The 26,400-nt window shown below is 66.0% G+C and carries 26 protein-coding genes; 8 read left to right on the top strand and 18 right to left on the bottom strand.

The features are described 5' to 3' along the window. Positions 1–10 precede the first annotated feature (10 nt). From OSB52_RS15225 to miaB, 3 genes are read right to left on the bottom strand one after another with little or no spacing between them, the layout of a single operon-like run. The gene (locus OSB52_RS15225; protein ID WP_266062585.1) at positions 11–499 is read right to left on the bottom strand and encodes an acyl-CoA thioesterase; all 489 of its coding nucleotides are present in this window, start codon (positions 497–499) and stop codon (positions 11–13) included. A 1-nt stretch (position 500) separates the two neighbouring features. Next, complete coding sequence (locus OSB52_RS15220) at positions 501–1,121, bottom strand: Rv2732c family membrane protein (protein WP_266062584.1); 621 nt, start codon at positions 1,119–1,121, stop codon at positions 501–503. Further along, complete coding sequence (gene miaB, locus OSB52_RS15215; protein WP_372512441.1) at positions 1,121–2,710, bottom strand: tRNA (N6-isopentenyl adenosine(37)-C2)-methylthiotransferase MiaB; 1,590 nt, start codon at positions 2,708–2,710, stop codon at positions 1,121–1,123. The genes OSB52_RS15220 and miaB overlap by 1 nt, the downstream gene beginning before the upstream one ends. A 159-nt stretch (positions 2,711–2,869) precedes the next feature. On the opposite strand from miaB, the gene OSB52_RS15210 reads away from it, so the two are divergent. From OSB52_RS15210 to OSB52_RS15195, 4 genes are read left to right on the top strand one after another with little or no spacing between them, the layout of a single operon-like run. Beyond that, complete coding sequence (locus OSB52_RS15210; protein ID WP_235722381.1) at positions 2,870–3,598, top strand: amino acid ABC transporter ATP-binding protein; 729 nt, start codon at positions 2,870–2,872, stop codon at positions 3,596–3,598. A gap of 1 nt (position 3,599) precedes the next feature. Next, positions 3,600–4,625, top strand: coding sequence for a glutamate ABC transporter substrate-binding protein (locus OSB52_RS15205; RefSeq protein WP_266062583.1), 1,026 nt, complete (start codon positions 3,600–3,602; stop codon positions 4,623–4,625). A gap of 21 nt (positions 4,626–4,646) precedes the next feature. Beyond that, complete coding sequence (locus OSB52_RS15200) at positions 4,647–5,330, top strand: amino acid ABC transporter permease (RefSeq protein ID WP_235722183.1); 684 nt, start codon at positions 4,647–4,649, stop codon at positions 5,328–5,330. Then, positions 5,327–6,220 carry an amino acid ABC transporter permease gene (locus OSB52_RS15195; RefSeq protein WP_266062582.1) on the top strand — a complete coding sequence of 298 codons (894 nt, stop codon included), beginning with the start codon at positions 5,327–5,329 and terminating at the stop codon, positions 6,218–6,220. Before OSB52_RS15200 ends, OSB52_RS15195 begins: the two co-directional genes overlap by 4 nt. 30 nt (positions 6,221–6,250) lie before the next feature. Here OSB52_RS15195 and OSB52_RS15190 read toward each other — a convergent pair whose 3' ends face one another. The 7 genes from OSB52_RS15190 to pgsA all read right to left on the bottom strand — a co-directional run bounded on the left by OSB52_RS15190 (position 6,251) and on the right by pgsA (position 11,838). Beyond that, positions 6,251–6,775: a regulatory protein RecX gene (locus tag OSB52_RS15190; RefSeq protein ID WP_235722185.1), complete on the bottom strand. Its 525-nt coding sequence runs from the start codon at positions 6,773–6,775 to the stop codon at positions 6,251–6,253. A 25-nt stretch (positions 6,776–6,800) separates the two neighbouring features. After that, positions 6,801–7,844 carry a recombinase RecA gene (recA, locus tag OSB52_RS15185; protein WP_235722186.1) on the bottom strand — a complete coding sequence of 348 codons (1,044 nt, stop codon included), beginning with the start codon at positions 7,842–7,844 and terminating at the stop codon, positions 6,801–6,803. A 244-nt stretch (positions 7,845–8,088) separates the two neighbouring features. Continuing rightward, entirely contained in the window at positions 8,089–8,283 is a 195-nt protein-coding gene (locus OSB52_RS15180; RefSeq protein WP_235722187.1) for a DUF3046 domain-containing protein, read from the bottom strand. 24 nt (positions 8,284–8,307) lie between these two features. Then, entirely contained in the window at positions 8,308–9,498 is a 1,191-nt protein-coding gene (locus OSB52_RS15175) for a glycosyltransferase (protein ID WP_266062581.1), read from the bottom strand. 105 nt (positions 9,499–9,603) lie between these two features. Then, positions 9,604–10,419 (bottom strand): PspA/IM30 family protein, encoded by an 816-nt coding sequence (locus OSB52_RS15170; RefSeq protein ID WP_235722189.1) that lies wholly within the window; start codon positions 10,417–10,419, stop codon positions 9,604–9,606. Positions 10,420–10,522: 103 nt separating this feature from the next. After that, positions 10,523–10,879 (bottom strand): helix-turn-helix domain-containing protein, encoded by a 357-nt coding sequence (locus OSB52_RS15165; RefSeq protein WP_235722190.1) that lies wholly within the window; start codon positions 10,877–10,879, stop codon positions 10,523–10,525. A gap of 281 nt (positions 10,880–11,160) precedes the next feature. After that, positions 11,161–11,838: a CDP-diacylglycerol--glycerol-3-phosphate 3-phosphatidyltransferase gene (pgsA, locus tag OSB52_RS15160; RefSeq protein WP_235722191.1), complete on the bottom strand. Its 678-nt coding sequence runs from the start codon at positions 11,836–11,838 to the stop codon at positions 11,161–11,163. A gap of 139 nt (positions 11,839–11,977) precedes the next feature. Here pgsA and OSB52_RS15155 point away from each other — a divergent pair, with 139 nt between their 5' ends. Continuing rightward, complete coding sequence (locus OSB52_RS15155) at positions 11,978–12,559, top strand: amino-acid N-acetyltransferase (protein ID WP_235722192.1); 582 nt, start codon at positions 11,978–11,980, stop codon at positions 12,557–12,559. Positions 12,560–12,604: 45 nt separating this feature from the next. Next, positions 12,605–12,889: a YciI family protein gene (locus OSB52_RS15150; RefSeq protein WP_235722193.1), complete on the top strand. Its 285-nt coding sequence runs from the start codon at positions 12,605–12,607 to the stop codon at positions 12,887–12,889. A 29-nt stretch (positions 12,890–12,918) separates the two neighbouring features. Here the strand turns inward: OSB52_RS15150 and OSB52_RS15145 are convergent, their stop codons facing one another. After that, on the bottom strand, positions 12,919–13,914 hold the full coding sequence (locus OSB52_RS15145; protein WP_266062580.1) for a TerC family protein: 996 nt from the start codon (positions 13,912–13,914) through the stop codon (positions 12,919–12,921). A gap of 248 nt (positions 13,915–14,162) precedes the next feature. Here OSB52_RS15145 and OSB52_RS15140 point away from each other — a divergent pair, with 248 nt between their 5' ends. After that, positions 14,163–14,600 carry an MmcQ/YjbR family DNA-binding protein gene (locus OSB52_RS15140; RefSeq protein ID WP_235722195.1) on the top strand — a complete coding sequence of 146 codons (438 nt, stop codon included), beginning with the start codon at positions 14,163–14,165 and terminating at the stop codon, positions 14,598–14,600. A gap of 15 nt (positions 14,601–14,615) precedes the next feature. On the opposite strand, the gene OSB52_RS15135 is transcribed toward OSB52_RS15140, so the two are convergent. From OSB52_RS15135 to thyX, 6 genes are all read right to left on the bottom strand, one after another. After that, the gene (locus OSB52_RS15135) at positions 14,616–17,603 is read right to left on the bottom strand and encodes a DNA translocase FtsK (protein WP_266062579.1); all 2,988 of its coding nucleotides are present in this window, start codon (positions 17,601–17,603) and stop codon (positions 14,616–14,618) included. Between the two features lie 100 nt (positions 17,604–17,703). Then, positions 17,704–18,336 carry a TIGR03085 family metal-binding protein gene (locus OSB52_RS15130; protein WP_266062578.1) on the bottom strand — a complete coding sequence of 211 codons (633 nt, stop codon included), beginning with the start codon at positions 18,334–18,336 and terminating at the stop codon, positions 17,704–17,706. 39 nt (positions 18,337–18,375) lie between these two features. Continuing rightward, positions 18,376–20,319, bottom strand: coding sequence for a ribonuclease J (locus OSB52_RS15125; RefSeq protein WP_266062577.1), 1,944 nt, complete (start codon positions 20,317–20,319; stop codon positions 18,376–18,378). Continuing rightward, entirely contained in the window at positions 20,316–21,224 is a 909-nt protein-coding gene (dapA, locus tag OSB52_RS15120) for a 4-hydroxy-tetrahydrodipicolinate synthase (protein WP_235722199.1), read from the bottom strand. The genes OSB52_RS15125 and dapA overlap by 4 nt, the downstream gene beginning before the upstream one ends. Before the next feature lie 147 nt (positions 21,225–21,371). Beyond that, positions 21,372–22,313: an SMP-30/gluconolactonase/LRE family protein gene (locus tag OSB52_RS15115; RefSeq protein ID WP_266062576.1), complete on the bottom strand. Its 942-nt coding sequence runs from the start codon at positions 22,311–22,313 to the stop codon at positions 21,372–21,374. A 295-nt stretch (positions 22,314–22,608) separates the two neighbouring features. Beyond that, on the bottom strand, positions 22,609–23,361 hold the full coding sequence (gene thyX, locus OSB52_RS15110) for an FAD-dependent thymidylate synthase (RefSeq protein ID WP_266062575.1): 753 nt from the start codon (positions 23,359–23,361) through the stop codon (positions 22,609–22,611). 317 nt (positions 23,362–23,678) lie between these two features. On the opposite strand from thyX, the gene OSB52_RS15105 reads away from it, so the two are divergent. Then, entirely contained in the window at positions 23,679–25,364 is a 1,686-nt protein-coding gene (locus OSB52_RS15105; protein ID WP_266062574.1) for an alkaline phosphatase D family protein, read from the top strand. 32 nt (positions 25,365–25,396) lie between these two features. Here the strand turns inward: OSB52_RS15105 and OSB52_RS15100 are convergent, their stop codons facing one another. Then, positions 25,397–26,326: an SGNH/GDSL hydrolase family protein gene (locus OSB52_RS15100; RefSeq protein ID WP_266062573.1), complete on the bottom strand. Its 930-nt coding sequence runs from the start codon at positions 26,324–26,326 to the stop codon at positions 25,397–25,399. Between the last annotated feature and the right edge of the window lie 74 nt (positions 26,327–26,400).

Here is a 26,400-nt window from a genome sequence, read left to right as displayed (position 1 = left end):
CGGTCGGCGCTCAGTTCGTCGACCCACCCGACGTCGTTTCGTCCGTCGTCGAGCCACCTGCCGTCGACACGGTCAGGTCACGCAGGATCGTCACGGCGGATTCCGGGAGCGGTCGGGACCGGCGAGTGGAGTCGTCGAAGGCGACGATGACGGTCGTGGCAGTCGCCACGCACGTATCAGCCTGGAATATGCCCTGTTCGAGCACGATGGAACTGCGACCGAGTGAGGCCACGCGGGTACCGACAATGATGTCACCCGGCCAGGTCATCTCGGCACGGAAGTCCAGCTCGAGCCGAGCGATCACGAATGAGGTGCCGGGCCCGGCCAGCGGTGCCTGCGGGTCGTAGAGCACCGCCACCCGCCCGGATTCGAGGAACGTCGCGAACACGGCGTTGTTGACATGACCTTGGCGATCGGTGTCGGCGTACCGAACCTTTTCGGTGACGTGCGCGCGATAATCCGCGACGCTCGGAAGTCTGGCGGATGTGTGCTCGCCCACGTCAGGCGTCTCGGTCCGGCTTGAGCTGCAAGGATCGCGCCACCGCGTCGCGCGTGGCCGCCTCTTTGCGCCGTTGCTCCTCGAGCGCCAGATGGTAGGTGCTGCGGGCCCAGACGACACGCGCCCAGTGGAAGGTCAGCACCAGAACGGCGAGCCAGCCGATGATCAGTCCGATGCCCACCCCGGACGGTGGCTCGATGCCTCCGACGCCGGGAGTGTTGCGTGACCACCACGCCAGCATGCCGGCCACGCAGGCGACGGCGTTGCCGCACAGCGCTATCCACGCCAGCAGCCACCGTCGGGTCAGCAGGGCGAATGCCGACACACCGATGCCGAAGATCGTCAACAGGTAGACGAACACCTCCGAGGTGATGGTGACGCGTTCGGCGTCGGCGTCCGGGGCGAAGGTGAGCACCTCGATCCCACTGGCGGTACCGGTGTGCGGCAACACCATCGACAGCATCGCTACCAGCACACCTACCGCGACGACCACCGCACGCAGACCGGGATCGATCTCCCCGGCGACCTTACGTTCAGCTCGACGCAGATCGCTTTCGTAGGCGGCGAGGCCGCCGGCGGCGTCCTGACCGTGGTCGACCTCTTGGTCCTTGTCGGCAGTCATCAGCCGCATCCTCCTGAACATCCCACGCCGACCGATTCTGCGGGCGCCGCTCCGATACCGGGCATCCCCAGCCCCACCCCGACCGGTGCCGTCGTCGGCATCCGGCTGGCAGCATGGGCGTCCCCGGCCCGGGTCCGCCGATGACTGTCCACCCCGGCGTCGGCGATCAGATGGTGCGGAGCAGCGCCGGTGACCCGGGTGGTCACCACGTCGCCCGGACGGATCGTCTCGTCGTCGCCGTGAGGTGCCGGCGCGAAGTGCACCAGTCGACCGTCGCGAGCGCGCCCGGTGCGACGTCCGGTGTGGGCCGACTTGCGGCCCTCGTCGGCCACCACCAACAGCTCCACCTCGGTACCGAGCAACTTCTGATTCTCCGTGAGGCAGATCTGTTCCTGTAGATCGATGAGTCGGCGATACCGCTCCCCCACGACCTCCGGCGGAACCTGGTCGGGCATCGTCGCGGCCGGGGTACCGGGCCGCGGTGAGTACTGGAAGGTGAATGCGCTCGAGAACCGTGCGGCGGCAACCACATCCAGTGTCTGCTGGAAGTCCTCTTCGGTCTCACCGGGGAATCCGACGATGATGTCGGTGGTGATGGCCGCATGGGGCATCGCTGCTCGCACCTTCTCCAGGATGCCGAGGAACTTGCGTTGCCGATAGCTGCGGCGCATCGACTTCAGAACACGGTCGGAACCCGATTGCAGCGGCATGTGCAGCTGTGGGCAGACGTTGGGTGTCTCGGCCATGGCATCGATGACGTCATCGGTGAACTCGGCCGGATGCGGCGAGGTGAACCTGACACGCTCGAGACCATCGATCTCACCGCAGGCCCGCAGCAGTTCGGCGAAGGCACCGCGGTTACGCGGTTGGTCCGGATCGGCGAACGACGTACCGTAGGCGTTCACGTTCTGACCCAGCAGGGTCACCTCCAGCACACCCTGCTCGACCAGCGCCGACACCTCGGCGAGCACGTCACCGGGGCGACGGTCGACCTCTTTGCCACGCAGCGACGGCACGATGCAGAAGGTGCAGGTGTTGTTGCATCCCACCGACACCGAGACCCACCCGGAGTACGCCGAGTCCCGCTTGGCGGGCAGCGTGGACGGGAAGCGTTCCAGCGACTCCAGGATCTCGACCTGCGCCGACTCGTTGTGACGGGCTCGTTCCAGCAGCGCGGGCAGCGAACCGATGTTGTGGGTGCCGAACACCACGTCCACCCAGGGCGCCTTGCGCAGCACCGAGTCCTTGTCCTTCTGCGCCAGGCAGCCACCGACGGCGATCTGCATTCCCGGCCGCTCGGACTTCACCGGCGCGAGGTGCGAGAGATTGCCATAGAGTTTGTTGTCGGCATTTTCGCGGATCGCGCACGTGTTGAACACCACGAGATCGGGGTCGTCACCGTCGTCGGCCTTGACATACCCGGCGTCTTCGAGCAGTCCGGCGATGCGTTCGGAATCGTGCACGTTCATCTGGCAGCCGTAGGTCCGCACCTGATAGCTGCGGCCACTGCCCGCGGACACGTCGTCGGCCAGGGCCGCCCGGACACCCTTCCGAGCGGCAACATGCCGATCGGACAACTCGATACTCACGGCTTCCAGGGTACGGGCGTGGGCAAATCGGTCCCAAATACGCGCACGGTTCACCGATGAACAGGACGAGTCGCATCCATCACACTAGTGTGAGCCACTATGACCGAATCGCCGACGGACGACTCCACAACGGCCGTGCCCACCTCCCGGCCACAGCCGATGATCGCGATGAAGAACGTACAGAAGCACTTCGGTGATCTGCATGTGCTGCGTGACATCGATTTCGAGGTTCCGGCCGGACAGGTCGTCGTGGTCCTCGGCCCGTCGGGATCGGGCAAGTCAACTCTGTGCCGCACCATCAACCGCCTGGAACCGGTCGACAGCGGCGTGATCGAGGTCGAGGGCCGCACACTTCCCGACGAGGGCCGCGATCTGGCCCGGCTACGTGCCGACGTGGGGATGGTCTTCCAGTCCTTCAACCTCTTCGCCCACAAAACAATCCTGGAGAACGTGACCCTCGCTCCGATCAAGGTGCGTAAGAAGAACAAGGCTGACGCGAACAAGCGAGCACTCGAACTTCTCGAACGGGTCGGGATAGCAAGCCAGAAGGACAAATACCCGGCCCAGTTGTCGGGTGGTCAGCAGCAACGTGTGGCGATCGCCCGGTCGCTGGCCATGGACCCGAAGATCATGTTGTTCGACGAACCGACCTCGGCACTCGATCCCGAGATGGTCAACGAGGTTCTCGACGTCATGGTGTCGCTCGCCAAGGAGGGCATGACCATGCTCGTGGTGACCCACGAGATGGGTTTTGCCCGCAAAGCAGCCGATCGCGTCATCTTCATGGCCGACGGCGCGATCGTGGAGGATTCAGATCCCGAAAGCTTCTTCTCGCAACCGAAGTCCGAACGCGCACGAGATTTCCTTGGAAAGATCCTCGGTCACTGAGATGAACAGATCACCAGTGACATCACGCAGACGTGTACCGCGCACCTCCACCCTCGGCCTGTTCGCGGTAGTTGCTGCCCTCCTGGCCGCGACACTCGCGGGATGCGGCAGCTCTGAGCCGCGCAATCTCGTCGACTCGATACGCGAGGGCACCGTGGTGCTCGGAACAAAATACGATCAGCCCGGCCTCGGCATCCGAAACCCCGACAAATCCGTGACCGGGTTCGATCCCGCGGTTTCGACCTATGTGGTCAACAGCATCGCCGATTCCCTCGGGGTGGAGCACCCGGAGATCCAGTGGCGGGAGACGCCATCGGCACAGCGCGAGACGCTCATCAAGAACGGCGAGGTCGACATGATCGCGGCCACCTATTCGATCACCTCGTCGCGCGCGAACGAAGTCGATTTCGCCGGTCCGTACCTGATCAATTACCAGGGTCTACTGGTCCGCGATGACGACGATTCGATCACCACGCTGACCGACCTCAACAAGGGCAAGAAGCTGTGCTCGGTCACCGGCTCCACGTCCGCTCAGAACGTGAAGGCGCAGCTTCCATCGGTCCAGCTCCAGGAGTACGACTCCTATTCGAGTTGTGTGGAGGCGCTGCGGCGCGGCAAGGTCGACGCGTTGACCACCGACGAGGTCATTCTCGCCGGGTATGCCAACTTCTTTCCCGACGAATTCAAACTCGTCGACATGAACTATCCGCAGGACGCCTGCGTGAAGGACGCCCTCAAAACAGCGGGTACCCCGTTCTCCACCGAGTACTACGGAATCGGCCTCGCGAAGGACAGCCCGGAGGTCGTCACCGCGGTCAACGAGGCCCTGGACGAGATGATGCAGCCGGGTCCCGACGGGACGTCCCCGTGGGATGCGGCGCTGCGTGACGCCATCGGCGACGAAGAGGTCGACCGGATGATGGCCCGCGCCGAGGAGCCCGATTCGCAGTACGAGTTCACGCCGACACCCGGGGACCTGGATTTCCTGGACTCGGAACCCACACCGTGCCCACCGGGCCTGAGCTGACGAGGGAGGTGGAGCACCGACATGAGTGAACTCTGGGCGGATATGGGGCCACAATTGTGGCCGGCTTTCTGGGTGACGCTGAAACTCACGTTCTTCTCGGCGATCGGGGCGCTCATCTGGGGCACCCTGCTGGCTGCGATGCGGGTGTCGCCGGTTCCGGTGATGCGCGGGTTCGCCGACGTGTACGTCAACGTGGTGCGCAACACCCCGTTGACACTGATCGTGCTGTTCTGCTCGATCGGCCTTTATCAGAACCTCGGTCTCGCGCTGGCACCCGACAACGAGAACTTCATCGAGAACAACAACTTCTGGCTCGCGGTGTTGGCGTTCATCCTCTACACGGCGACCTTCGTGTGCGAGACCCTCCGGTCGGGCTTCAACACGGTGCCCCTCGGACAGGCCGAGGCGGCGCGTTCTCTGGGTCTCACCTTTCCTCAGGTCTTCGGGATCATCGTGCTGCCGCAGGCGATTCGTTCCGTCATCGGCCCGTTGGGCAGCGTTCTCATCGCGCTCACGAAGAACACCACGGTGGCCTCGGTGATCGGTGTCGCGGAGGCATCGCTGCTGATGAAGGAAGAGATCGAGACGTTTTCTGACCAGATCATCGCGGTGTTCGCGATCATCGCCATCGGTTTCATGATCATCACGCTGACGGAGGGATTCGTGTTCGGTTACCTCGCCAAGCGTCTGGCGGTGAAGCGATGAGCGCCAACGCCACCGTCCTCTACGACGCACCGGGCCCGAAGGCACGACGCCGCAACGCGATCATCGCCGTGGTGTTCATCGCCATCTTGGTGGCGGTCGCGGCCTACGTGATCTATGTTCTGGCCGGCAACGATCAGCTCACCGCGGACAAATGGAACCCGTTCATCAAGTCGACGACGTGGACCACGTACATCCTGCCGGGGTTGTGGGGCACTCTGAAAGCTGCCGCGCTGTCGATCGTGTTCGCGCTGATCTTCGGTGCGGTGCTCGGCATCGGGCGACTCTCCGACCACACCTGGGTACGCGCCGTCTCCGGACTGATCGTCGAAGTGTTCCGTGCGATCCCGGTGCTGATCCTGATGATCTTCGCGTACTACCTGTTCGCCGACTACGCGATCTTCCCGTCGTCACAACTGGCCTTCGCGGCGGTGGTCACCGGGCTGACGCTGTACAACGGCTCGGTGATCGCCGAGATCATTCGTTCGGGTATCAATTCGTTGCCGAAGGGTCAGACCGAGGCATCGCAGGCCCTGGGCTTGCGCAAGAGTCAGATGATGCGGGTGATTCTGCTGCCGCAGGCGGTGACCGCGATGCTGCCCGCCCTCATCTCGCAGATGGTGATCGCACTCAAGGACAGTGCGCTCGGTTATGCCATCGGCTATGTCGAGGTGGTCCGCTCGGGCATCCAATCCGCGTCGTACTACGGCAACTACCTCCCGGCGCTCGTCGTGGTGGCCATTGTGATGATCCTCATCAACTTCGGATTGTCGTCGTTCGCCACCTACCTCGAGGCGCGACTGCGTGGTGGGCGACGAAAGACCGCCGTGGCCGACCACGAGGAGGCCGACCAGGCCGCCGCCGAGAACATGCCAACCTTCGGCAAGAAGTAGCGCAACCGGATTCGGTGTCGAGCCGATCGATCAGTCCGTCGAGGTGGTCACTGCATCCAGCGATTCGGTGACCACCTCGATGGCCAGGGACTGGGCATACCCACGGCGCATCAGCATGCCGACGAGCCGACGGAACACGGCGTCACGCGATGCCGGGTCTTCCTGAAGTCGATCGACCTGACTCGGCGTGAGCTTCTTGGCGATCAGGTCGGTGGCCGCCACACGCTCGTCCTCGGGGTCGAGGTCGGCCAGGGCGGACTCCACGATGCCGGCGTCGATTCCCTTTGCCCGCAGTTCCTGTCGTAGCGCGACACGTCCGCGTGCCGAATGGGCATGCCGCGAACGCACCCACTCGGCGGCGAAATCCTCGTCGTCGATGAGATGATGTTTGTCGAGCCGGGCCATCACCTCGTCGACGGTGTCGCTGTCGAAGCCTTTACGCGCGAGCCGGTCGATCATCTCGTGGCGGGAACGAGCTCGGACCCCGAGAAGACGGAGTGCCGCATCCCAGGCGCTGGGTCCGGTTCGTTCCTCGGGGTCCGAAGTGGTGCTCATCGGTGGTATCCGAACGTCGGTGATATCAGAACTCCACCGGCGCCGGAGCGACGTCGTCGGCATCGACCACCGCGCCGATACCCAGCTTCTCCTTGATCTTCTTCTCGATCTCGTCGCGGATGTCGTCGTTCTCGATCAAGAACTTGCGCGCGTTCTCCTTGCCCTGACCGAGCTGATCGCCCTCGTAGGTGAACCACGATCCGGACTTGCGGATGAATCCCTCGGCCACACCCATGTCGATCAGCGAGCCCTCCTTGCTGATGCCGTGGCCGTAGAGGATGTCGAACTCGGCCTGTTTGAACGGCGGGGCCACCTTGTTCTTGACGATCTTCACCCGCGTGCGGTTGCCCACCGCGTCGGTGCCGTCCTTGAGCGTCTCGATACGCCGAACATCCAGGCGGACAGAGGAGTAGAACTTCAGCGCCTTACCGCCGGTGGTGGTCTCCGGCGAGCCGAACATCACACCGATCTTCTCGCGCAACTGGTTGATGAAGATGGCCGTGGTCTTGGAGTTGCTCAGCGCAGAGGTCATCTTGCGCAACGCCTGGCTCATCAATCGCGCCTGCAGACCCACGTGACTGTCACCCATCTCGCCCTCGATCTCCGCACGCGGCACCAGCGCGGCCACGGAGTCGATGACCAGGATGTCCAGCGCACCGGAGCGAATCAGCATGTCGGCGATCTCGAGAGCCTGCTCACCGGTGTCGGGCTGCGACACCAGCAGCGCGTCGGTGTCCACCCCGAGCTTGGCGGCGTAGTCGGGATCGAGCGCGTGCTCGGCGTCGATGAACGCCGCGATCCCGCCCTGCGCCTGGGCATTGGCGACCGCATGCAGCGCCACGGTCGTCTTGCCCGACGACTCCGGGCCGTAGACCTCGATGATCCGGCCACGCGGCAGACCGCCGATGCCGAGCGCCACGTCGAGCGAGATGGAGCCGGTGGGGATCACCTCGATCGGCTGGCGGGTCTCCTCGCCGAGTCGCATGACCGACCCCTTGCCGAAGCTCTTGTCGATCTGGGCGAGGGCCAGATCGAGTGCCTTCTCCCGATCCTGCGGTGCTGGTGCCATGAGATTCTCCTCCGAACTCTGACCGGTGGCCGGTCGTGGATGTGGTGGTCTGCTGAAGTTGCTGACGTGATGTGCACGCTAGCCACGGGGTCTGACAAGTTTGCTGAACAGGCCGGGGACGGCTGCTCTCGGTTCGTGGGTTGGCTCGTGTCCCGTGGTTATGACGCACCGGAGGCGAGCGCGGTTCCTTCTGGATTCAGAATGGACGAACATGTGTTCGATGGCAAGCGTGACACGCCCGCGATCACCAGCGGTGGCGCGGGACGTCGAAATCCCGGCAGATGGCCACCCATACGTCGCGCGGGTCGATCCCGTCGTCGATGGCCTGCGCCCCGGTCCGACCGCCGAAATCAATCAGCACGTGGTCCAGAAGGATCGAATCGGCCGACTGTGCGCCGAATTCCTCGGTCATCAGCTCGGTGAACTCGGTGAGACGCATCGCCGTCAGCCTACGCGAAGCCGATCACCCGTCCGATCGGGCAGCCATCCGACCCAGCAGCCACTGCACGATGCGGACCGGATCGGCGACCTCCCGCGCCGAACCCGACGCCTGTGCGGCCGCGGCGGCGAATCCCGGATCGGACAGCACCTGCCGCACCGCGGCCGCCATCGACCCGACATCCAACGGCCGAACCAGCACACCACTGCCCTGCCGGCGGACACGATTGGCCAGTTCCCACTGATCCCCACCACCGGGCACCGTCACCACCGGCACGGCGGCCTTCAATGCCTTGGCCAACATTCCGTGTCCGCCACCGCAGATCGCCAAGGTCGCGTCGGTGAGCACCTCGTCCTGGCGGGCGGTGCCCACCGTCACCTGCGCCGTAGGTTCGACCCCGTCGGGGATCTGCAGCGCAGAGACCACCACCCGCACCGAAAGATCGGCGAGTTCGCCGGTCAGCGCCGCCAGAGACGTCGACACCATGTCCGCCGCACCGGTGACCGCCGTGGACGGCGCCACGAGCACCACGGGTCCGTCGCCCACGGGTCGATCGAAGACCACGTCGGTGGGTTCCCACAGCAATGGGCCGATCAGATGTGTGTCGGCGGGCCAATCCGGTCGCCACACCTCCAGGGCAGGCAGAGTGGCCACCAGACGTGCGATCGGTTCCCCGCTGGGGCCGGACAGTCCGATCGTCGCCCGCGACCGGGCTCGTTGCCGTTCACCCGACCGCACCGAACGCGCCGTGGCCGCACGCATGGCCGTGTCGCGCAGGCGACCCACCCGTCCCACGCCCGGTTCGAGACCGGCCCCGATCGGCGGGCGACCGGCCGACGCCCGGTACAGCGGGTGCGGCGACAACTCGATCCACGGAACACCCGCCAATTCGGCCGCCCACGCTCCGCCAACGGTGATCACATCGGAGATGACCAGGTCGACGCATGTGGTGGTGAGGATCGGCGCCAAGGCCGACGCTATCCGCGCTGCACGGTGGCTCAATTTGGCGCCGGCATCGGTGTCATCGTCGGTGGGGAGTGCGGCCAGTCCGGGTAGTACCTCGACACGGACGTCCCGGGTCCCGGCGTCTGCGCACCACCGCGCACCGGTGTACACGACAGCCTCGATCCCCGCGGCGGTCAGCCGCTCGGCGAGTGCGAACGCCGGAAACGCATGCCCGGCATCAGGTCCCGCGACGATGGCGACTCGTGCCACAACCCTCCTCGGCGGGAAATCGGATTCGAACACCGACCGCACACGACGACGGCCCCCCACGTCGGTAGGAGGCCGTCGGTGCGGTCATGCTCAGATGTTCGTCTGTCAGTTGCCCGTTTGAGGGGGCTGTTCGGTGCCCGGCTGCGCGGTCGGCTGCGCCGGCGCGGCGGTTTCGGCCGATCCCGAGGACGGCAGCGCGCCGCCGGACATACTGGCGCGGATCTGCTCGAGACGCGCATGGCCGGCCATCTGGACCCCGGCTTGTTCGACCTCGTGCATCCGCCCCTGCACCGAGTTGCGGGCGAGGTCGGCCTGGCCGAGTGCGTTGGCGTAGCGGCGTTCGATCTTGTCGCGGACCTGATCGAGGTTGGGTGTGTTACCCGGCACCGACAGTTCGCTCATCTGGTTGAGCGACGCACTGACCTGCTCCTGCATCTTCGCCTGTTCGAGCTGGCTGAGCAGCTTGGACCGCTCCGCCAGCTTCTGCTGCAGCATCATCGCATTGCGCTCGACGGCCTGTTTGGCCTGTTCAGCAGCCTGCAACGACTGATCGTGGAGCACCTTGAGATCCTCTACGCTCTGCTCCGCGGTGACGAGCTGCGCGGCGAAGGCCTCTGCGGCGTTGGTGTACTCCTGAGTCTTCTGCGTGTCACCGGCCGAGCTGGCCTGATCGGCCAGGGTCAGCGCCTGGCGCGTGTTGGCCTGCAGCTTCTCGATCTCCTCGAGCTGCCGGTTGAGTTTCATCTCCAGTTGTCGCTGGTTGCCGATCACGGAGGCGGCCTGTTGCGACAGCGCCTGATGCTGTCGTTGCGCATCCTCGATGGCCTGCTGGATCTGGACCTTCGGATCCGCGTTCTCGTCGATCTTCGCGTTGCCGAGTGCCATCAGATAGCGCCACAACTTCACGAACGGGTTCGCCATACTTGCGTCAACTCCATAGTCCGGTATTCGCCTGCGGTGTGTAACCAATCTAGCCGTTGTGGCCGACGCGGGGCGACGGGTCGGGTCGGTTCGACAACCGACCTCACGCCGCTGCCAGTGCCGCCTCGGTACGACCACCGGGGCCGGGGATGACGACCTTCGCATCGAGCACACCCATCTCGCCCGCAGCCACCGGGTCCGTGGAACCGACGAGGTGTTCGTCGCCGGCGGGCAGCATCGCGTGCCCCACGTCGAGCAGGAGTTCGGCGATCTCGACGTCGAGCGCATCACAGATGGAGGCCAGCAGTTCGCTCGACGCCTCCTTCTGACCTCGCTCGACCTCCGAGAGATACCCGAGGCTGACCCGGGCATCGGTGGACACCTCACGCAGGGTCCGGCCCTGCGCGGTGCGCACCCGGCGCAGGCTGTCTCCCAGCGCCTCACGCAGTAGCACTGCCATCGAGGTCCTCCTCACTGCTTACCGTCCGCGACTGCTCACCGGCCGTACTGCACATCGTGACGACTCTGCACATCATGACATCGGGTGGTTCGTGACGTCCGACGTGTCCATGACGTCGGATCGGTTCGACGCCCCGGGGTACATCACATCAACGCGTCGACCCCGCGGCGAGTTCCGCCGACCTCTCCGCCGTCCGTGCCACGACAGTAGTCGAAGTTCACCGCCGCTGCCGCACTGCGCACCGCGAGCCGATTGCGCCAGGGGCGAACACGCCGGGCGTGTCAGTCGGGCGTCCTCGCGCGCCCCTCATCGGTCCGACCGGCGAGCGAGCGTCGGCGCAGGACGAGCGCCTGCCACACGTAGTCACCGCCGGTGAAGACGGTGGCGATCACGGCGGTCCCCATGGTCACCGCGGCCGCCACATGCCACAGTCCGGCCAACGGCAACAGATACAGCCCGATGGCCACCGCCTGCAGCAACGTCTTGAGCTTCCCACCGCGACTGGCCGGGATGACGCCGTGGCGTAGAACCCAGAACCGCAGGGCGGTGACCCCGAGTTCACGGATGAGGATCACGATGGTGACCCACCACGACAGATCTCCGAGGATCGACAAGCCCACCAGTGCCGAACCGATGAGCGCCTTGTCCGCGATCGGGTCGGCCATCTTGCCGAAGTCGGTGACGAGACCGCGCTCGCGGGCCAGGCGGCCGTCATAACGATCGGTGATCGCGGCGATGCCGAAAATCACTGCGGCCGCGATGCGCCAACCGGTGTCGTGACCGCCGCCGAGAAACAACGCCACAATGAAGACCGGGACGAGAACGATCCGGAAGACGGTGAGCGCGTTGGCGATGTTGACGACCGGAACCGGGTCGACCGGGTCGGTGATGTGATCGGGACCGCGCCCGGCATTCGCGAGACCGCTCTCCTCGACTGCACGACGCACACGATCGGTCATGATGCCCGGATCCGTTGTGGTTGCGTCGGTTGTGGCCGCACGCTGACCCGACGATACTGCTCCCACACGATGCCAGCCTATCTGGCCGATGTCGCCGGTCCGTGCGCCCGGGTCACGTTCGCGACTACTGTGTGATGCCATGCCTCCTGTCGCCCCCGAGCCGGCGTCGTCGCCCGCGGACCCCACATCGTCGGAATCGAGTGCGGCGGGCCCGGACTCGGCCCGCGCGGTGGCCATCCGCCGGGCCCGTACCTCCGATGTCCCGCGGATCAAGGAACTCATCGATCAGTACGCCGGGCGGATCCTGCTCGAGAAGAACCTCGTCACGCTCTACGAGTCGGTCCAGGAGTTCTGGGTCGCCGACATCGACGGTGTGGTGGTCGGGTGCGGTGCACTGCATGTCCTGTGGGCCGACCTCGGCGAGGTGCGCACGGTCGCCGTCGACACCGGGTATGCCGGCCGCGGCATCGGCCACCGACTGGTCGCCCGGCTGATGGATGTCGCACGTGAACTGCAACTGTCGCGCGTGTTCGTGCTCACCTTCGAGACGTCCTTCTTCGCGCGGCACGGCTTCGCCGAGATCGACGGGACGCCGGTGACCCGGGAGGTGTTCGAGGAGATGTGCCGCTCCTACGACACCGGCGTCGCCGAGTTCCTGGACCTGAGCTATGTCAAGCCCAACACCCTGGGTAACACCCGCATGCTGGCCGCGCTCGACTGATCCGACCGCACCGATCCGACCGCACTGAACCAACAGGAGTCGACGATGACCATCTTCGCCGTGCACTACACCTACGAACCCGCCAAGGCTGCCGTCCGCGACGAACACCGGCCGCTGCACCGCGAATGGCTCGGTGAGGAGTTCCGCGCGGGCAACGTACTGGCCTGCGGCCCCTACCCGGACGGCTCCGGCGCGCTGATCCTCATCCAGGCCGCGTCGCTCGACGCCGCCGAGGCGTTCCTGGCCAACGACCCGTTCAACGCGCACCGGGCCGTCGACGGGATCCGAGTGGTGGAGTGGACCGAGGTTTTCGGTCCGTTCGGTTCCTGATACGTCAACGGCACCGGCGCCGCGTTGGGTCAGGGCTCCGAGGACTCCGACTGTTTCGGCTTCTTCGAACTCATCAGGCTTGCGACGGTGGTGATGACCAGCGTCAGCACGATGACCCCCAGCGACACCGGGGTGGTGATCTCGGGCACCGACACGTGCTCACCGCCGTTGATGAACGGCAGGGTGTTCTCGTGCAGGGCGTGCAGCACCAGCTTGACGCCGATGAACGCCAGGATGAACGAGAGTCCGTAGGACAGGTACACCAGCCGGTCGAGGAGCCCGCCGAGCAGGAAGTACAGCTGTCGCAGCCCCATCAGCGCGAATGCGTTTGCGGTGAACACCAGGTAGGGCTCCTGGGTTAGCCCATAGATAGCCGGGATGGAATCCAGGGCGAACAGGATGTCGGTGAAGCCTATGACGATGAGCACCATCAGCATCGGGGTGGCCATCCGCTTGCCGTTGACACGGGTGAACAACTTGTCGCGGTCGTAGTCGTCGGTGGTGCGCAGACGGCGCTTGACGAAGCGTTCCAGCCGGGTTTCGCGCTGCTCCTCGTGGTCGACCGGGTCGTCGCTTTCCCGGACGAGTTTGATCGCGGTGTAGATCAGGAACGCACCGAACAGGTAGAAGACCCATGCGTAGGCGTTGATGGCAGCAGCACCGACCGCGATGAACAGGCCGCGCAGGATGAGTGCCATCACGATGCCGAGCAGCAGCACCTTCTGCTGATACTCCTTGGGCACCGCGAACTTCGACATGATGATGACGAACACGAACAGGTTGTCGACCGACAACGCCTTCTCGGTCACATACCCGGCGAAATATTCGCCACCGTAGGTGCTTCCCCACTGCCACCACACGAAGAGACCGAACAGGATGGCGATGCCGATGTACACGGCCGACCACGAGCCCGATTCCTTCAGCGATGGGGCGTGTGGCACGCGGACGTGGGCGAAGAAGTCGAAGACGAAGAGTCCGGCGATCACCACACAGGTGACAATCCAGACGGTTGACGAAACATCCATGCGAGCGATCTCCTCCAGCGCGCAGCACAACGGTTGCGATGCCAGAGGTCTCTCCCGCCGGTACACCGGACGCCCACCACGTACGTGTGCGCTCCGCGAGCCGACCGACGAACCCGGGACGGTCCTGACGACGATGATCCGCATCGTCGGCGGGACGCGGCCGTATTGACGGGAACGCCGCGAGGTCGGGGATACTCCCCTCTTGGATCGTCGCCCAGCCTAGTACACCCACGCGTACGGTTGCATCCATGTCGCCTGCATCCGGGTCGGCCGGGACGCGTCCGGCGTCGGTGGCCGACATCCACACGACTGCCCGGGGCATGCCACATGTGACCGATGCCGGCACCCATGCCGACCGGCCCGTCTACCAGGTCGGCGGCAAGTCGTTCGTGTTCTTCCGCACTCCCCGCCCTGATGCGGTCGACCCGGTGACCGGCGAACGCTACGACGACGTGGTGGTCATCTGGGTCGCCTCGGAGGCCGACAAACTCGCGTTGGTGCAGCAGGATCGGTCACCGTTTTTCACCACGAACCATTTCAACGGACATCTGTCGGTGTTGTTGCGCACGTCAAGAGTTTCCGAGGTCACTCGGGACGAACTCACCGAGATCATCCAGGACGCCTGGCTGAGCCGGGCATCGGCGCGCCGGGCCGCCACGTGGCTGGCCGAGCACGGTCTCGACTGACCGACGCCGAGCCCCTCACGCCTGTTCGCAGGAGTCCGCGCCGCCGGTGATCGAGGTGATCACCCCGGCCAAGTCCTCCGGCTTGACCAAGACCTCCCGTGCCTTCGAGCCCTCGCTGGGGCCGACAACGCCGCGGGTCTCCATCAGGTCCATCAACCGGCCCGCCTTGGCGAATCCGACGCGCAGCTTGCGTTGGAGCATCGAGGTGGAGCCGAACTGGCTCGACACCACCAGCTCGATCGCCTGTAACAGATCATCGAGGTCGTTGCCGATGTCGCCGTCGATCTCCTTCTTGTCGCCGGCCTTCGCGGTGGTGACACCCTCGGTGTAGTCAGGGTCGCTCTGTTCGCGAGTGAAGTCGACGACCGCCTGAATCTCTTCGTCGGTGATGAACGCGCCCTGCATGCGGATCGGCTTGTTCGCCCCCATGGGCAGGAACAGCCCGTCACCCATGCCGATGAGTTTCTCCGCGCCCGGCTGATCGAGGATGACGCGTGAGTCGGTGAGCGACGAGGTGGCGAAGGCCAGCCGCGACGGCACGTTGGTCTTGATCAGTCCCGTCACCACGTCGACCGAAGGACGCTGGGTGGCCAGCACGAGGTGGATACCCGCGGCGCGCGCCTTCTGGGTGATGCGCACGATCGCATCCTCCACATCGCGGGGCGCGGTCATCATCAGGTCGGCGAGCTCGTCGACGATGGCCATGATGTACGGGTAGGGCTTGTAGACGCGTTCACTGCCCAGCGGAGTGGTGATCTCGCCCGAGCGCACCTTGGCGTTGAAGTCGTCGATGTGGCGCACCCGCGACGCCTTCATGTCCTGATAGCGCTGCTCCATCTCCTCCACCAGCCAGGCCAGCGCGGCGGCAGCCTTCTTCGGCTGGGTGATGATCGGCGTGATCAGGTGCGGAATCCCCTCGTACGGAGTCAATTCCACCATCTTCGGGTCGATCAGGATCATCCGCACGTCCTCGGGGGTGGCGCGGGTGAGCAACGAGACGAGCATCGAGTTGACGAAACTGGACTTACCCGAGCCGGTGGAACCGGCGACCAGCAGGTGCGGCATCTTCGCCAGGTTCGCGCTCACGAACTCACCTTCGATGTCCTTGCCGAGACCGATCACCAGCGGATGGGTGTCCTTGCGGGTCTTGGGCGCCTTGAGCACATCCGCCAGACGCACCATCTCCCGGTCGGTGTTGGGCACCTCGATACCGACCGCAGACTTGCCGGGAATCGGAGCCAGCAGACGCACGTTGTCGGTGGCGACGGCGTAGGCGATGTTGCGCTGCAGGGCGGTGATCTTCTCCACCTTGACGCCCGGCCCGAGCTCGACCTCGTAGCGGGTGACGGTGGGACCGCGGGTGTAGCCGGTGACCGCCGCGTCGATCTTGAACTGTTCGAGCACCCCACCGATCCGTTCGATCATGTCGTCGTTCGACCGGCCACCCTGTTTCGGGGGGTCACCATCGATGAGCAGCGACGACGGGGGCAGGTGGTATTCACCGTCGACGACCCGTTCGACCAGACCGCCGCCCGGCAGTTCGTCGGCTTCCGGCTCGGCCGGTACCGGAGCACTCGGGGTCGGCGCCGGCGTGCTCCGCTCGGCCTTCGCACGAGATCGTCCGCTCGTCGACACCGACGGTTCGGGACGACCGATCTGTTCGGTGACCTCGTCGTCGAGGGGAACGGTCGTCGCGGCGGCGAAGTCGGCGGCGTCGACGTCGGGATCAGCCGGTCGACGCCGTCGGCGACTGCGCGATGCCGGTTCGGCGTCGGGCGGATAGTTGTCATAGGGATCGGCGGAGTATCTTCCCCGGCCGTCGAGGACCTCGGTCGCCTCCGGGTCCCGGTTGTCCACCGGATCGGCGAACTCTGCGGCAGTGTCGACCTCGTCGTCCAGGTCATCCCACGGCGCGACATCATCCTCTAGCGCAAGGACGCCGCCCAGACCCAGATATCCGACGACCCCGTCGGCGACCTCACGCACGGTCTTACCGCTCAGGATCAGGCACCCGAACGCCACACACAGCACCAGAATCGGCACCGAGATCCACGCGGTGACGCCGTTGGTCAGCGGCGTGCCGACCGCGAAGCCCAAGAACCCACCGGCCGCCGAGCGACCCGGGAGGTCCTCGGGAGCACCTGCGACGAGGTGGATGAGTCCGAGGACGGGGAGCACGATCAGCAACCCCGCACCCAGGTAGCGCGCTCGCTCCGATGGGTTCGGCGGACGCCGCATCAGCATGATCGACACGGCGACCAGCGCCAGCGGCACCACGACCGACACCCCGCCGACGACGGCCCGGATCAACGCTTCGATGAACGCCCCGACCGGACCGGCCGCACCGAACCAGACGCTGGCGCCGACGAGCAACCCGGCGGCGAGCACCGCGAGTGCGGCGCCGTCGCGTCGGTGGGTGTGTCCGCTGAGATCACGCGCCGCGCCGGCCACCGGCCGTCGATGGGCCTGCGAGCGGCGACCGGATGTCTCGTCGACGATGGGCCCGTCGAGATCGAACCCGTCGTCGACGACGTCGTCGCCGGAATCGGAGACATCGTCATCGAGGAATCCATCGTCGGTCAGGTCGTCTTGCTCGTCACGACGTCCCGACTGCGTTCCCCCGCCGGCGCGGGCGATACTCCCCACCCCGCGCGCCATCAAAGACCACCCCGCCCCGAGACCTCGTCCCACCGCCGACGCACCGCTGGCCGCCACCGACCTCCGATGGATGTCGGCCGACGCGTCGGCCTGACGCGACGCACCCGCGCGCTTCGATGTCCCAGTGGTGCGGGCATCAGACGGGCGCCGCGAGCTGCCGGAACGGACGGTGCCGGCGGTGGCGCGCGCCGGCGCGCGCCGTCCGCTGGTGCTACGCGCCGTGCGAGCGCCCGTCTTCGCACTTCCGGCCGTCGCCCGGGTCCTGCTCGTGGTCGACCTCGCGGTGGTCGCACCCGTCTTCGCTGCGCCCTTCTTCTGGGCACCGGCGGTTGCTTTCGAAGCCATGCGGACAGACTAGTCGCCAGACGCCTCGCCAGTCACATGGGCAACACTGGCAACGCGCTCGCGTGTCGGATTCGTAACCGATCGGTGTCGGCGGCCGGGTTCACAGCCCCCGTTTGGCCGCCTGCACCGCCGAAACCGCCTGCTCATCACCATCGAAGACCACGTTCACCGGTGCTCGACCGAAGGCGAAGAGCAGCAGTTCACCTGGGTTGCCCACGACGACGGCCTCGGGCCCGGTGCCTACGGTCACCAGATCGCGGCTGTCGCGTGTTCGGAGGGTGACGCGAGCCGGGCAGCTCTTGAGGGTCATCCTGCTCATCGACTTGGCCGGTGCGATCAACGCCTCCTGCAACTCTGCGGAGATCTCGCGCGGTGTCCAGGTCTGATCGGGTCGGGCGGCACCGCGCAGGACGTCCTCGTGGTGGACGAACATCTCGGCCAGGTTGGCCCATCGGTCGACCACCTTGAGCGGCGAATAGAGCGGAGGTCCGGCGGCCAACTGGGCCAGCATGTCGTCCCACGAGCCTGCCGCTGCGGCGGCACGCACCTTCTCGGTGTGGCCCGCGAAGGCCGGGATCATGATGCCCGGTGCGGTGTCCGGGCGGCGCTCCCGGACGACCAGGTGGGCCAGCAGGTCCTTGGCGGTCCATCCGGCGCAGAGCGTGGGCGCATCGGGCCCGACCGACCGCATCGTTTCGACCAGGGCAGCTCGTTCTTCTTGTGCGAAGGTCACAGGTTCACCCTAACGAACGCTCGGCGCCCGCACGGGAGCTCAGGAACCGACGGCGAGTACGGTCGGCACGATCATCGGTCGCCGGCGGTAGGTTTCGGCGACCCAGCGACCCACGGTGCGTCGAATGGTCTGGGCGATTCGATGGGCGTCGGTGATGCCTTCCGCGGCGAGCGCGTCGAGTGCCTGGTCGACGAGATCCGCGGCCGCCTTGAGGGCGTCCGGGTCGTCGGAGAAGCCACGCCCGGACACCTCCGGGGCGGACACCGCCCGGCCGGTGGTGGCATCGATTGCGATCGTGATCGAGATGAATCCGCCCTCACCCAGCACCAGACGTTCCGACAGCGTCGACTCGCCGACGTCGCCGACCGACAGGCCGTCGACATACACGTGCCCGACCGGCACGCGACCGGTGATCGCTGCCCGCCCGTCCACGAGGTCGACCACCACGCCGTCCTCGGCGAGCACCACCCGGTCCTCGGCCACACCGGTGGCGACCGCAAGCGCCGAATTGGCGCGCAGGTGCCGCCATTCACCGTGCACCGGCATGACATTCGACGGCCGGACTGCGTTGTACAGGTACAGCAACTCGCCCGCCGACGCATGCCCGGACACATGGACCTTCGCGCTCTGCTGGGTGATCACGGTGGCGCCACGCTTGGCGAGCCCGTTGACCACGGCGAACACCGAGTTCTCGTTGCCCGGGATCAGCGACGACGCCAACACCACCAGATCGTCGGCCTGGATGTTGATCTGACGATGTTCGCCACGGGCCATCCGCGACAGCGCCGACAACGGTTCACCCTGCGAACCCGTCGAGATCAGCACCAGCCGGTGATCCGGCAGCGTGGCAGCGGTGTCGAGATCCACCAGGACGCCGTCGGGCACCGACAGGTAGCCGAGATCCTGGGCGATCTGCATGTTGCGCACCATCGACCGCCCGACGAAGCAGATCCGACGGTTGTGGGCGTGCGCGACGTCGACGATCTGCTGGATGCGGTGGACATGGCTGGCGAACGACGCGACGATCACGCGCTGTCTGGCCCGGCCGATCACCTGATCGAGGACTCCGCCGATCTCGCGCTCCGGGGTGACGAATCCCGGCACCTCGGCGTTGGTCGAGTCCACGAGGAACAGGTCGACGCCTTCATCACCGAGCCTGCTGAAGCCGGCCAGATCGGTGAGGCGGCCGTCGAGTGGCAACTGGTCGAGTTTGATGTCGCCGGTGTGGAGCGCAACGCCCGCGCCCGTGCGGATCGCCACGGCTATCGCGTCGGGGATGGAGTGGTTGACCGCGAAGTACTCACACTCGAAGGGACCGTGCGTGGTCCGCTCTCCCTCGGTGACCTGCACGAGCTTCGGCCGCAGGCGATGCTCACGACACTTGGCCGCCACCAGCGCCAGAGTGAACTTGGAACCGATGACGGGAATGTCACTGCGCAGCCGCAGCAGGAACGGCACGGCGCCGATGTGATCCTCGTGGCCATGGGTCAGGATGATCGCGTCGACGTCGTCCATCCGGTCTTCGATGTAGGTGAAGTCCGGCAGGATCAGGTCGACACCGGGTTGTGCGTCTTCGGGGAACAACACACCGCAGTCGACGATCAACAGCCGACCGTCGTACTCGAACACCGTCATGTTGCGGCCGATCTCGCCGATCCCGCCCAGCGCGACTATCCGCAATCCGTGGCGGGGCGCCCGCGGCGGTGTGCCGAGACGGTCGACGGCCGGCACCGCAGCCGGCTGTGGTTTCTGCTGGCCGCGAGTTCGGTTGTCGGCGCGGCGATCCCGACGCTCGTGGCGGCCGCCACCACTCCGCGACGCTCCGGTCTGTGGTCGTTGTGTCTGCCCAGCAGCGTGTTTCGGCTCGGTGCCGGTGGTTTCTGGGCTGGTGGCCTCTGGGCTGGGCGTCGGCGGATCGACGGGCGCGGCCGGGGGCCCGGCCTGGCGACGTGCGGATCGGCGACGACGGGTGGGTTCGGTCATCGGTCGAGAACACCTGCCGCCCGCAGGTCCGCGATCAACGCTTCGATCTGTGGGCCACCGGCCGGAACCTGCGGCAGTCGTGGCGCCCCGACATCGAGTCCCAAGAGCTGTAGTGATGCCTTGACCATCGTCACCCCGCCGAGCCGGCCCATGGCGTTGACCAGCGGCAGCATCGAGGTGTTGATTTCGCGTGCGGTGCGCACGTCGCCCTTGTCGAAGGCGATCTGCATCTCGCGCAGACGATCAGCCACGAGGTGGCCGATCACACTGACGAAACCGGTGGCCCCGACCGACAACCACGGCAGATTGAGCGCATCCTCTCCCGACAGGTACTCGAGATCTGTGGAGGCGATGATGCCGGCCGCCGAGTGCAGGTCGCCCTTCGCGTCCTTGACGGCTTTGATCCGCGGGTGCTCGGCGAGGGCGAGCATCGTCTCGTTGGCTATGGGCACCACCGACCGCGGCGGGATGTCGTAGAGCAACACCGGCAGGTCCGTGGAATCGGCGATGGTCCGGAAGTGCGCCAGCAACCCGGCCTGCGGAGGCTTCGAGTAGTAAGGCGTCACGACGAGCAACCCATGCGCGCCCACCTTCTCCGCCTCGACGGAGAAGCGGACACTCTCGGCGGTGTCGTAGCTTCCGGCTCCCTGGGTGATCCGAGCGCGGTCACCAACCGCATCGAGCACCACACGCAGCAGTTCGAGCTTCTCGGGCACCGTGGTGGTGGGCGACTCGCCGGTTGTGCCGGAGACGATCAGTCCGTCACACCCCTTGGAGACCAGGTGATCCGCGAGTTCCGCAGCCTTGTCCAGATCCAGCGCACCGTCGGGGGTGAACGGGGTCACCATCGCCACGGCGATGGTCCCGAACGGGTGGTCCTGCGGCTGGTCTGCACCTGCGTTCATGGTGCTCAAGGCTACCTTCTCTCCAGGGCGCATTCGCGTGTGGGCGCACTGTGTCGCGACGGGTCGACCCGCGGATGCCAACGGCGAGGTCACGCCCCTCCATCACCCGCGGGTCGGGCGCTGTCACCAGGTGCTCTGGGTCGCGGTTCAGGTCGCCGGGCGGGGCGTCGGGACCGCGTCCGGGATCTCGAGGATTCGGCCACCGTGGGTCAGTACGAACAGGCTGTGCGGCGCGAACCGGGTGCCGTTCTTTCCGACGACGAGTCCGGCCGGCAATAGTTCATCGGCCATCAGCACGCAGGCCGATTCGCCGTCGGCCGAGACCCGCCACACCTGCCCCGCACCCCATGCGGCCACATACAGGTTCCCGGCGCCATCGCGCTTGACGTCGTCGAGGTGTGCCGGTGCCAGACTCGCCGGTGGACGCCAGTAGACCCGCCCGCGACCGGTCGTCGTGTCGATGGCGATGACCTTGGCGTCGAGGGTGAAGGTCTCGGTGACATACAGCGTCTTTCCGTCGGCGCTCACGGTCCCGCCATTGGTACCGCTGCTCTGATAGAAGCCCTTGATGACGTGTCCGTTGGGCAGGATCTTGTCGAGCGATGCCGCGAGGTCGTTCGAGGCGTAGATGCTCCCGTCCGGCCCCCTGGTCAGTCCGTTGCCCTGCGAGACCAGCTGCCGCGCGTAGGCGTGGAAATCCCCGTCGTCCGGGTTCATGCTCAGCAACTGTCCGCTGGGAATGAACTGGCTCAACGGTGCAAGTGTGGTGACGCCGTTGCCGACCACCATCCGGCCGTCGTCGTTGTTCACCACCCCGAGCGGGAACAGCAGAAACGGATTGATCACGTGGGTGCGCCCAGGCGTGTCCATCCGATGCACGTTGGAACCGAGCCAGTTCGAAACGACAAGGCGACCCTCGTCGTCGAAATCACCGCCCTCGAAGGTTGCCAGATCGGTGGTCAGGACCTGTGGTGGTCCCGCGTTCGGGCACGACGGCATCGAGGCGGCCTGATGCGTCGCCGCAGTCGGTGCCGCGGTCGGTGCCGCGGTGGCGTTTGCCGCGACACCTGTCGCGGCAAACGCCGCCACGCATCCGGCTGTGAGCGAAACCGCCAGGCGATGTATCGCCTGGCGGGCGCGCCGCGTGCCGGTCGAATGAATTCTTGCGGTCGAATGAATCCCTGACGTGAACACGGCTGAGTTCCTCCCCCTGGGTACTGCCGCATGAGCGATGAATGCGCCGCTCTCCGGCGGCGCCCACCGATTTGATGCCCGGGACCGATCTCTCACTCGAACTCGACGGCACATCCGGACGACGGTCGAGTGAACGATCCGCCACCGGAATGTGGCCGGTCACACAATGGCCCCGCGATGTGGTAGGCGGTCAGCCCTCGAGCACGAACGGAGAGGTGGCGACCTCGGTGCCATCGGAAAGGGTGCTGATCTCGAAGTCACCGAAAACTGTCGGCGCCACCCGCATCAGGTGGCGCAGGCACTCCACGGCGAGCTGCCGGATCTCGACATCGGCGTGCTCGGTGGCGCGCATACCGACGAAATGCCGCCATGCCCGATAATTGCCGGTCACCACGATCTTGGTCTCGGTGGCGTTCGGCAACACCGACCGCGCTGCTTGTCGTGCCTGTTTGCGGCGCAGGATCGCATTGGGCACATCGGCGAATTTGGCTTCCAATGCGTCGAGCAATTCGCTGTAGGCCTTGCGCGAGGCGTCGGTGGCCTCGGTGAAGAGCGCCTCGAGTTCGGTGTCACCACGAATTGCCGGGGGCGCCACCACGTTGGCGTCGTGTTCGGGCACGAACCGCTGCGACAGCTGCGAGTAGGAGAAATGCCGATGGCGGATCAGTTCGTGGGTGCACGAGCGGGAGATCCCGGTGATGTAGAAGGTGACCGACGCGTGTTCGAGCAGCGAAGTGTGGCCGACTTCGAGGATGTGGCGCAGATATCCCGCGTTGGTGGCGGTCCGGGGGTTCGGTTTGTCCCAACTCTGGTAGCACGCGCGGCCGGAGAACTCGACCAGCGCTTCCCCACCCTCGGCGTCGGTGGTCCAGTCGACGTCCGGCGGCGGGGTGAACTCGGTCGCGGCCACCATCTGAACCTTCAGCGGCACCAACTCGGACACGTCTGCTCCTCACCACGTCTGCACGATCCGCACCCTGAGGGGACGGGGCGTCGATTGTCCCCCAGTATCGGGCGTCGGGCAGCGCAGTTCGCCACCGGGTCCGGACGAGATCGTCGCCGGGCGGAGTTCACCACGTCACATTCCACCGAACGGCCAGGTGAACGTTCGGCGACGAGGTGGCAAAACACCCAGCAGGTCAGATGACCGGTTGTCCCAATCGCTCGCTACCGCCGAGCAACATGGCGCATGATGTTCGGCGATGTGTCAGTAGCGCCTGATCCGGCCCCGCCGGAAGTGGCGCCCGATGTGGGGGAATCATGTCCGTTCAGTCATCCAGTCAGAATCATGAGCGGGCCGCCACCTCGCGCCGGGCCTTCCTCCGGACCAGTGCCGTGGTCACCGGGGCTGCGGCACTTCCGGTCGTGGCCGGCAGGGCGACTGCGGCCCCGGCATCTACTGCGGTCTTCGCACATGGGGTCGCTTCCGGGGACCCGCTGCCCGATGGGGTCATCCTCTGGACCAGGGTGACCCCGACCCCCGCAGCGCGACCGGGTTCGGGCCTCGGTCCGGCCACCGGGGTCACGTGGGAGGTCGCGCGCGACGACTCGTTCGCCACGGTCGTCGCCACCGGCACCGTCACCACGGCGGCGGGCACCGACCACACCGTGAAGGTCGACGTTGCCGGCTTGGCCGCGAACACCCGGTACACCTACCGATTCCGAGTGACGTCCGGCCCGGCAACCGGAGCGATGTCGCCCGTGGGATACACCCGGACCGCGCCCGCGCCCAACGCCGACGTGAGTCGCCTCCGGTTCGGTGTGGTCTCGTGTTCTAACTGGGAAGCAGGCTATTTCGGGGCGTACCGTCATCTCCGCGCTCATCGCGACCTCACCGCGGTCGTGCACCTCGGCGACTACTTCTACGAATACGAGAGCGACGGATACACCGGCAAGTCCGGAGTGGTGCGCGCCACCTCCCCCACCAACGAGACCGTGACCCTACGCGATTATCGGATGCGGCACGCGCAGTACAAGACCGACCCGGACCTCGCCGAGCTGCATCGCCGTGTGCCGTGGATCTGCACCTGGGACGATCACGAATCCGCCAACGATTCCTGGAAGGGTGGCGCCGAAAACCACGACGCGAGCGAGGGCCCCTGGGCGACACGGAAAGCGGCGTCGGAGAAGGCGTACTACGAGTGGATGCCGGTGCGGCCCGCCGCCGGACCGAACGGCCGGCACCTTTACCGGCGCCTCGGCTTCGGTCGCCTGTTGGAACTGTCGATGCTGGACCTGCGCACCTACCGCGATGAGCAGGTCTCTGCCACGTCGCGGCGTGTCGACGACCAGTCCCGCAGCATCACCGGTGCCGCCCAGATGGGTTGGCTGACGGAGGGTTTGACCTCGTCGACGACGCGATGGCGAATCGTCGGCAACCCGGTGATGATCTCGCCGGTGCTGGTTCCGCCGCTCGACGAACGAAACGCCGCCGCCCTCACTGAGGTGCTCGGGCTGCCCAGGCAGGGCGTCCCCTACAACGCCGATCAATGGGACGGCTACACCGCCGACCGCACCCGGCTGCTCGACGCCATCCGGACCAACGACGTAGACAACGTGGTGTTCATCACCGGTGACATCCATTCATCCTGGGCCTGCGACATCCCGGTCGACCCCGCTCGCTATCCGGCCACCGGTACCGTCGCCACCGAATTGGTGGTGCCGTCGGTGACCTCGTCGAACGTCGACGACATTCTCGGGGTCCCCGAGCACACCGTGGGCAATGCGGTCCCCGCCGCGATCATGACCGCCAACCGACATGTGCGCTGGAACGACTTCGACGCGCACGGCTACGCGGTGCTCACCGTCACCCCGGCCGCCGCCCAGATGGACTGGTATTTCGTCAACGACAAGACCGATCCGCAGACGGGCCGGTACTACGCGCGGTCGTTTCGGGTGGCCTCGGGAAGCCAACGCGTCCAGTCGGTTTCGCAGCCACAGGACTGACCGACAGCACGTCGCCCTGCTCCTGCTCGACCTCAGCGAACAACGCTGTCGATACTGCTGTCGAGTAGCTCCGCAATCCTCGAGAATGCCGCAGCCGACGGGTGCATCTCGTCCTGCCAGTCAGAACGGTAGTCGTCCGCGCTGTTCGCAAGCACCGGGCGCACATCGACGTAGTGCAACACCGGGACGCTCCGCGCCAGCTGCGCGAGCACCGCGTTGTAGTGACCGATGACCTGGGAGACGATTAGTGTCATCGCTTCGATGTCCCCGTCGCGATCGAGTCCCTTCCGCTCGAATGCGGGCGCCAGCCACGGGCCGGGAAGCAGCCCGATACCCTTGAACGCCCTTCCTGTCGGCCGCGCATTGCCATAACCATGAATGAAGATCGGGATGTCGTCCCGTCTGAAGTAGCGCTGCGAGAACTCCTGAATGCTGCCTGTCAACGAGAGCAAGGCGTTCCGAATGCGCACCCCCAGCACATGGTCCATGACCTCGGTCGCGGCGCGGGCACCGCCGGGGGAACGCGCATGCTCCAACAGCATTGCGAACTCCGGGCCAGCGATATCGTTTCCGCCGCCCGAGATCAGGAACGCTGTCGGCCCCGGCCTCACATCCGAATCCCCGGGACCGTCGATACCAAGTCCTGAACTCCGCGCCAGCCGCTCACACTCTCGCCGTAAACCCTCGAGTTGCCAGGCTTCGAATGCCATGGCCTCGACATCGTGCCCGAAGCGGGCCACTGACCTGACGTCCCAGTTCATCTCACGCAGGCAGCGCACTACATCCGCACCGGGGTAGTCGAACCACGAATCCCCCTCCGCGATCAGGGTGCCCTTCGGTTCCTCGTGAAGAGCCGCCTTCACGTTGAGTTCCGGTGGATGGAGCAAATCCTGAGCCAACCGTCGCCCGTGTGCCAGGTAGGGTTCGATCGCCTCAGGCGGCAACGCATCCGACTGCGACATGGCGCTCCCATCGTCTTTCGATGGATTCTCGCCCGGCGGCAGCCTGCGATTCGTGGAATTCAGGGTTATTAGAT

The sequence above is a fragment of the Gordonia aquimaris genome, assembly GCF_026262595.1.
GTDB classification, from domain to species: domain Bacteria; phylum Actinomycetota; class Actinomycetes; order Mycobacteriales; family Mycobacteriaceae; genus Gordonia; species Gordonia tangerina.
Note: the sequence above shows the minus strand (reverse complement) of the source record. Positions and strands in the feature narration are given on the sequence as shown.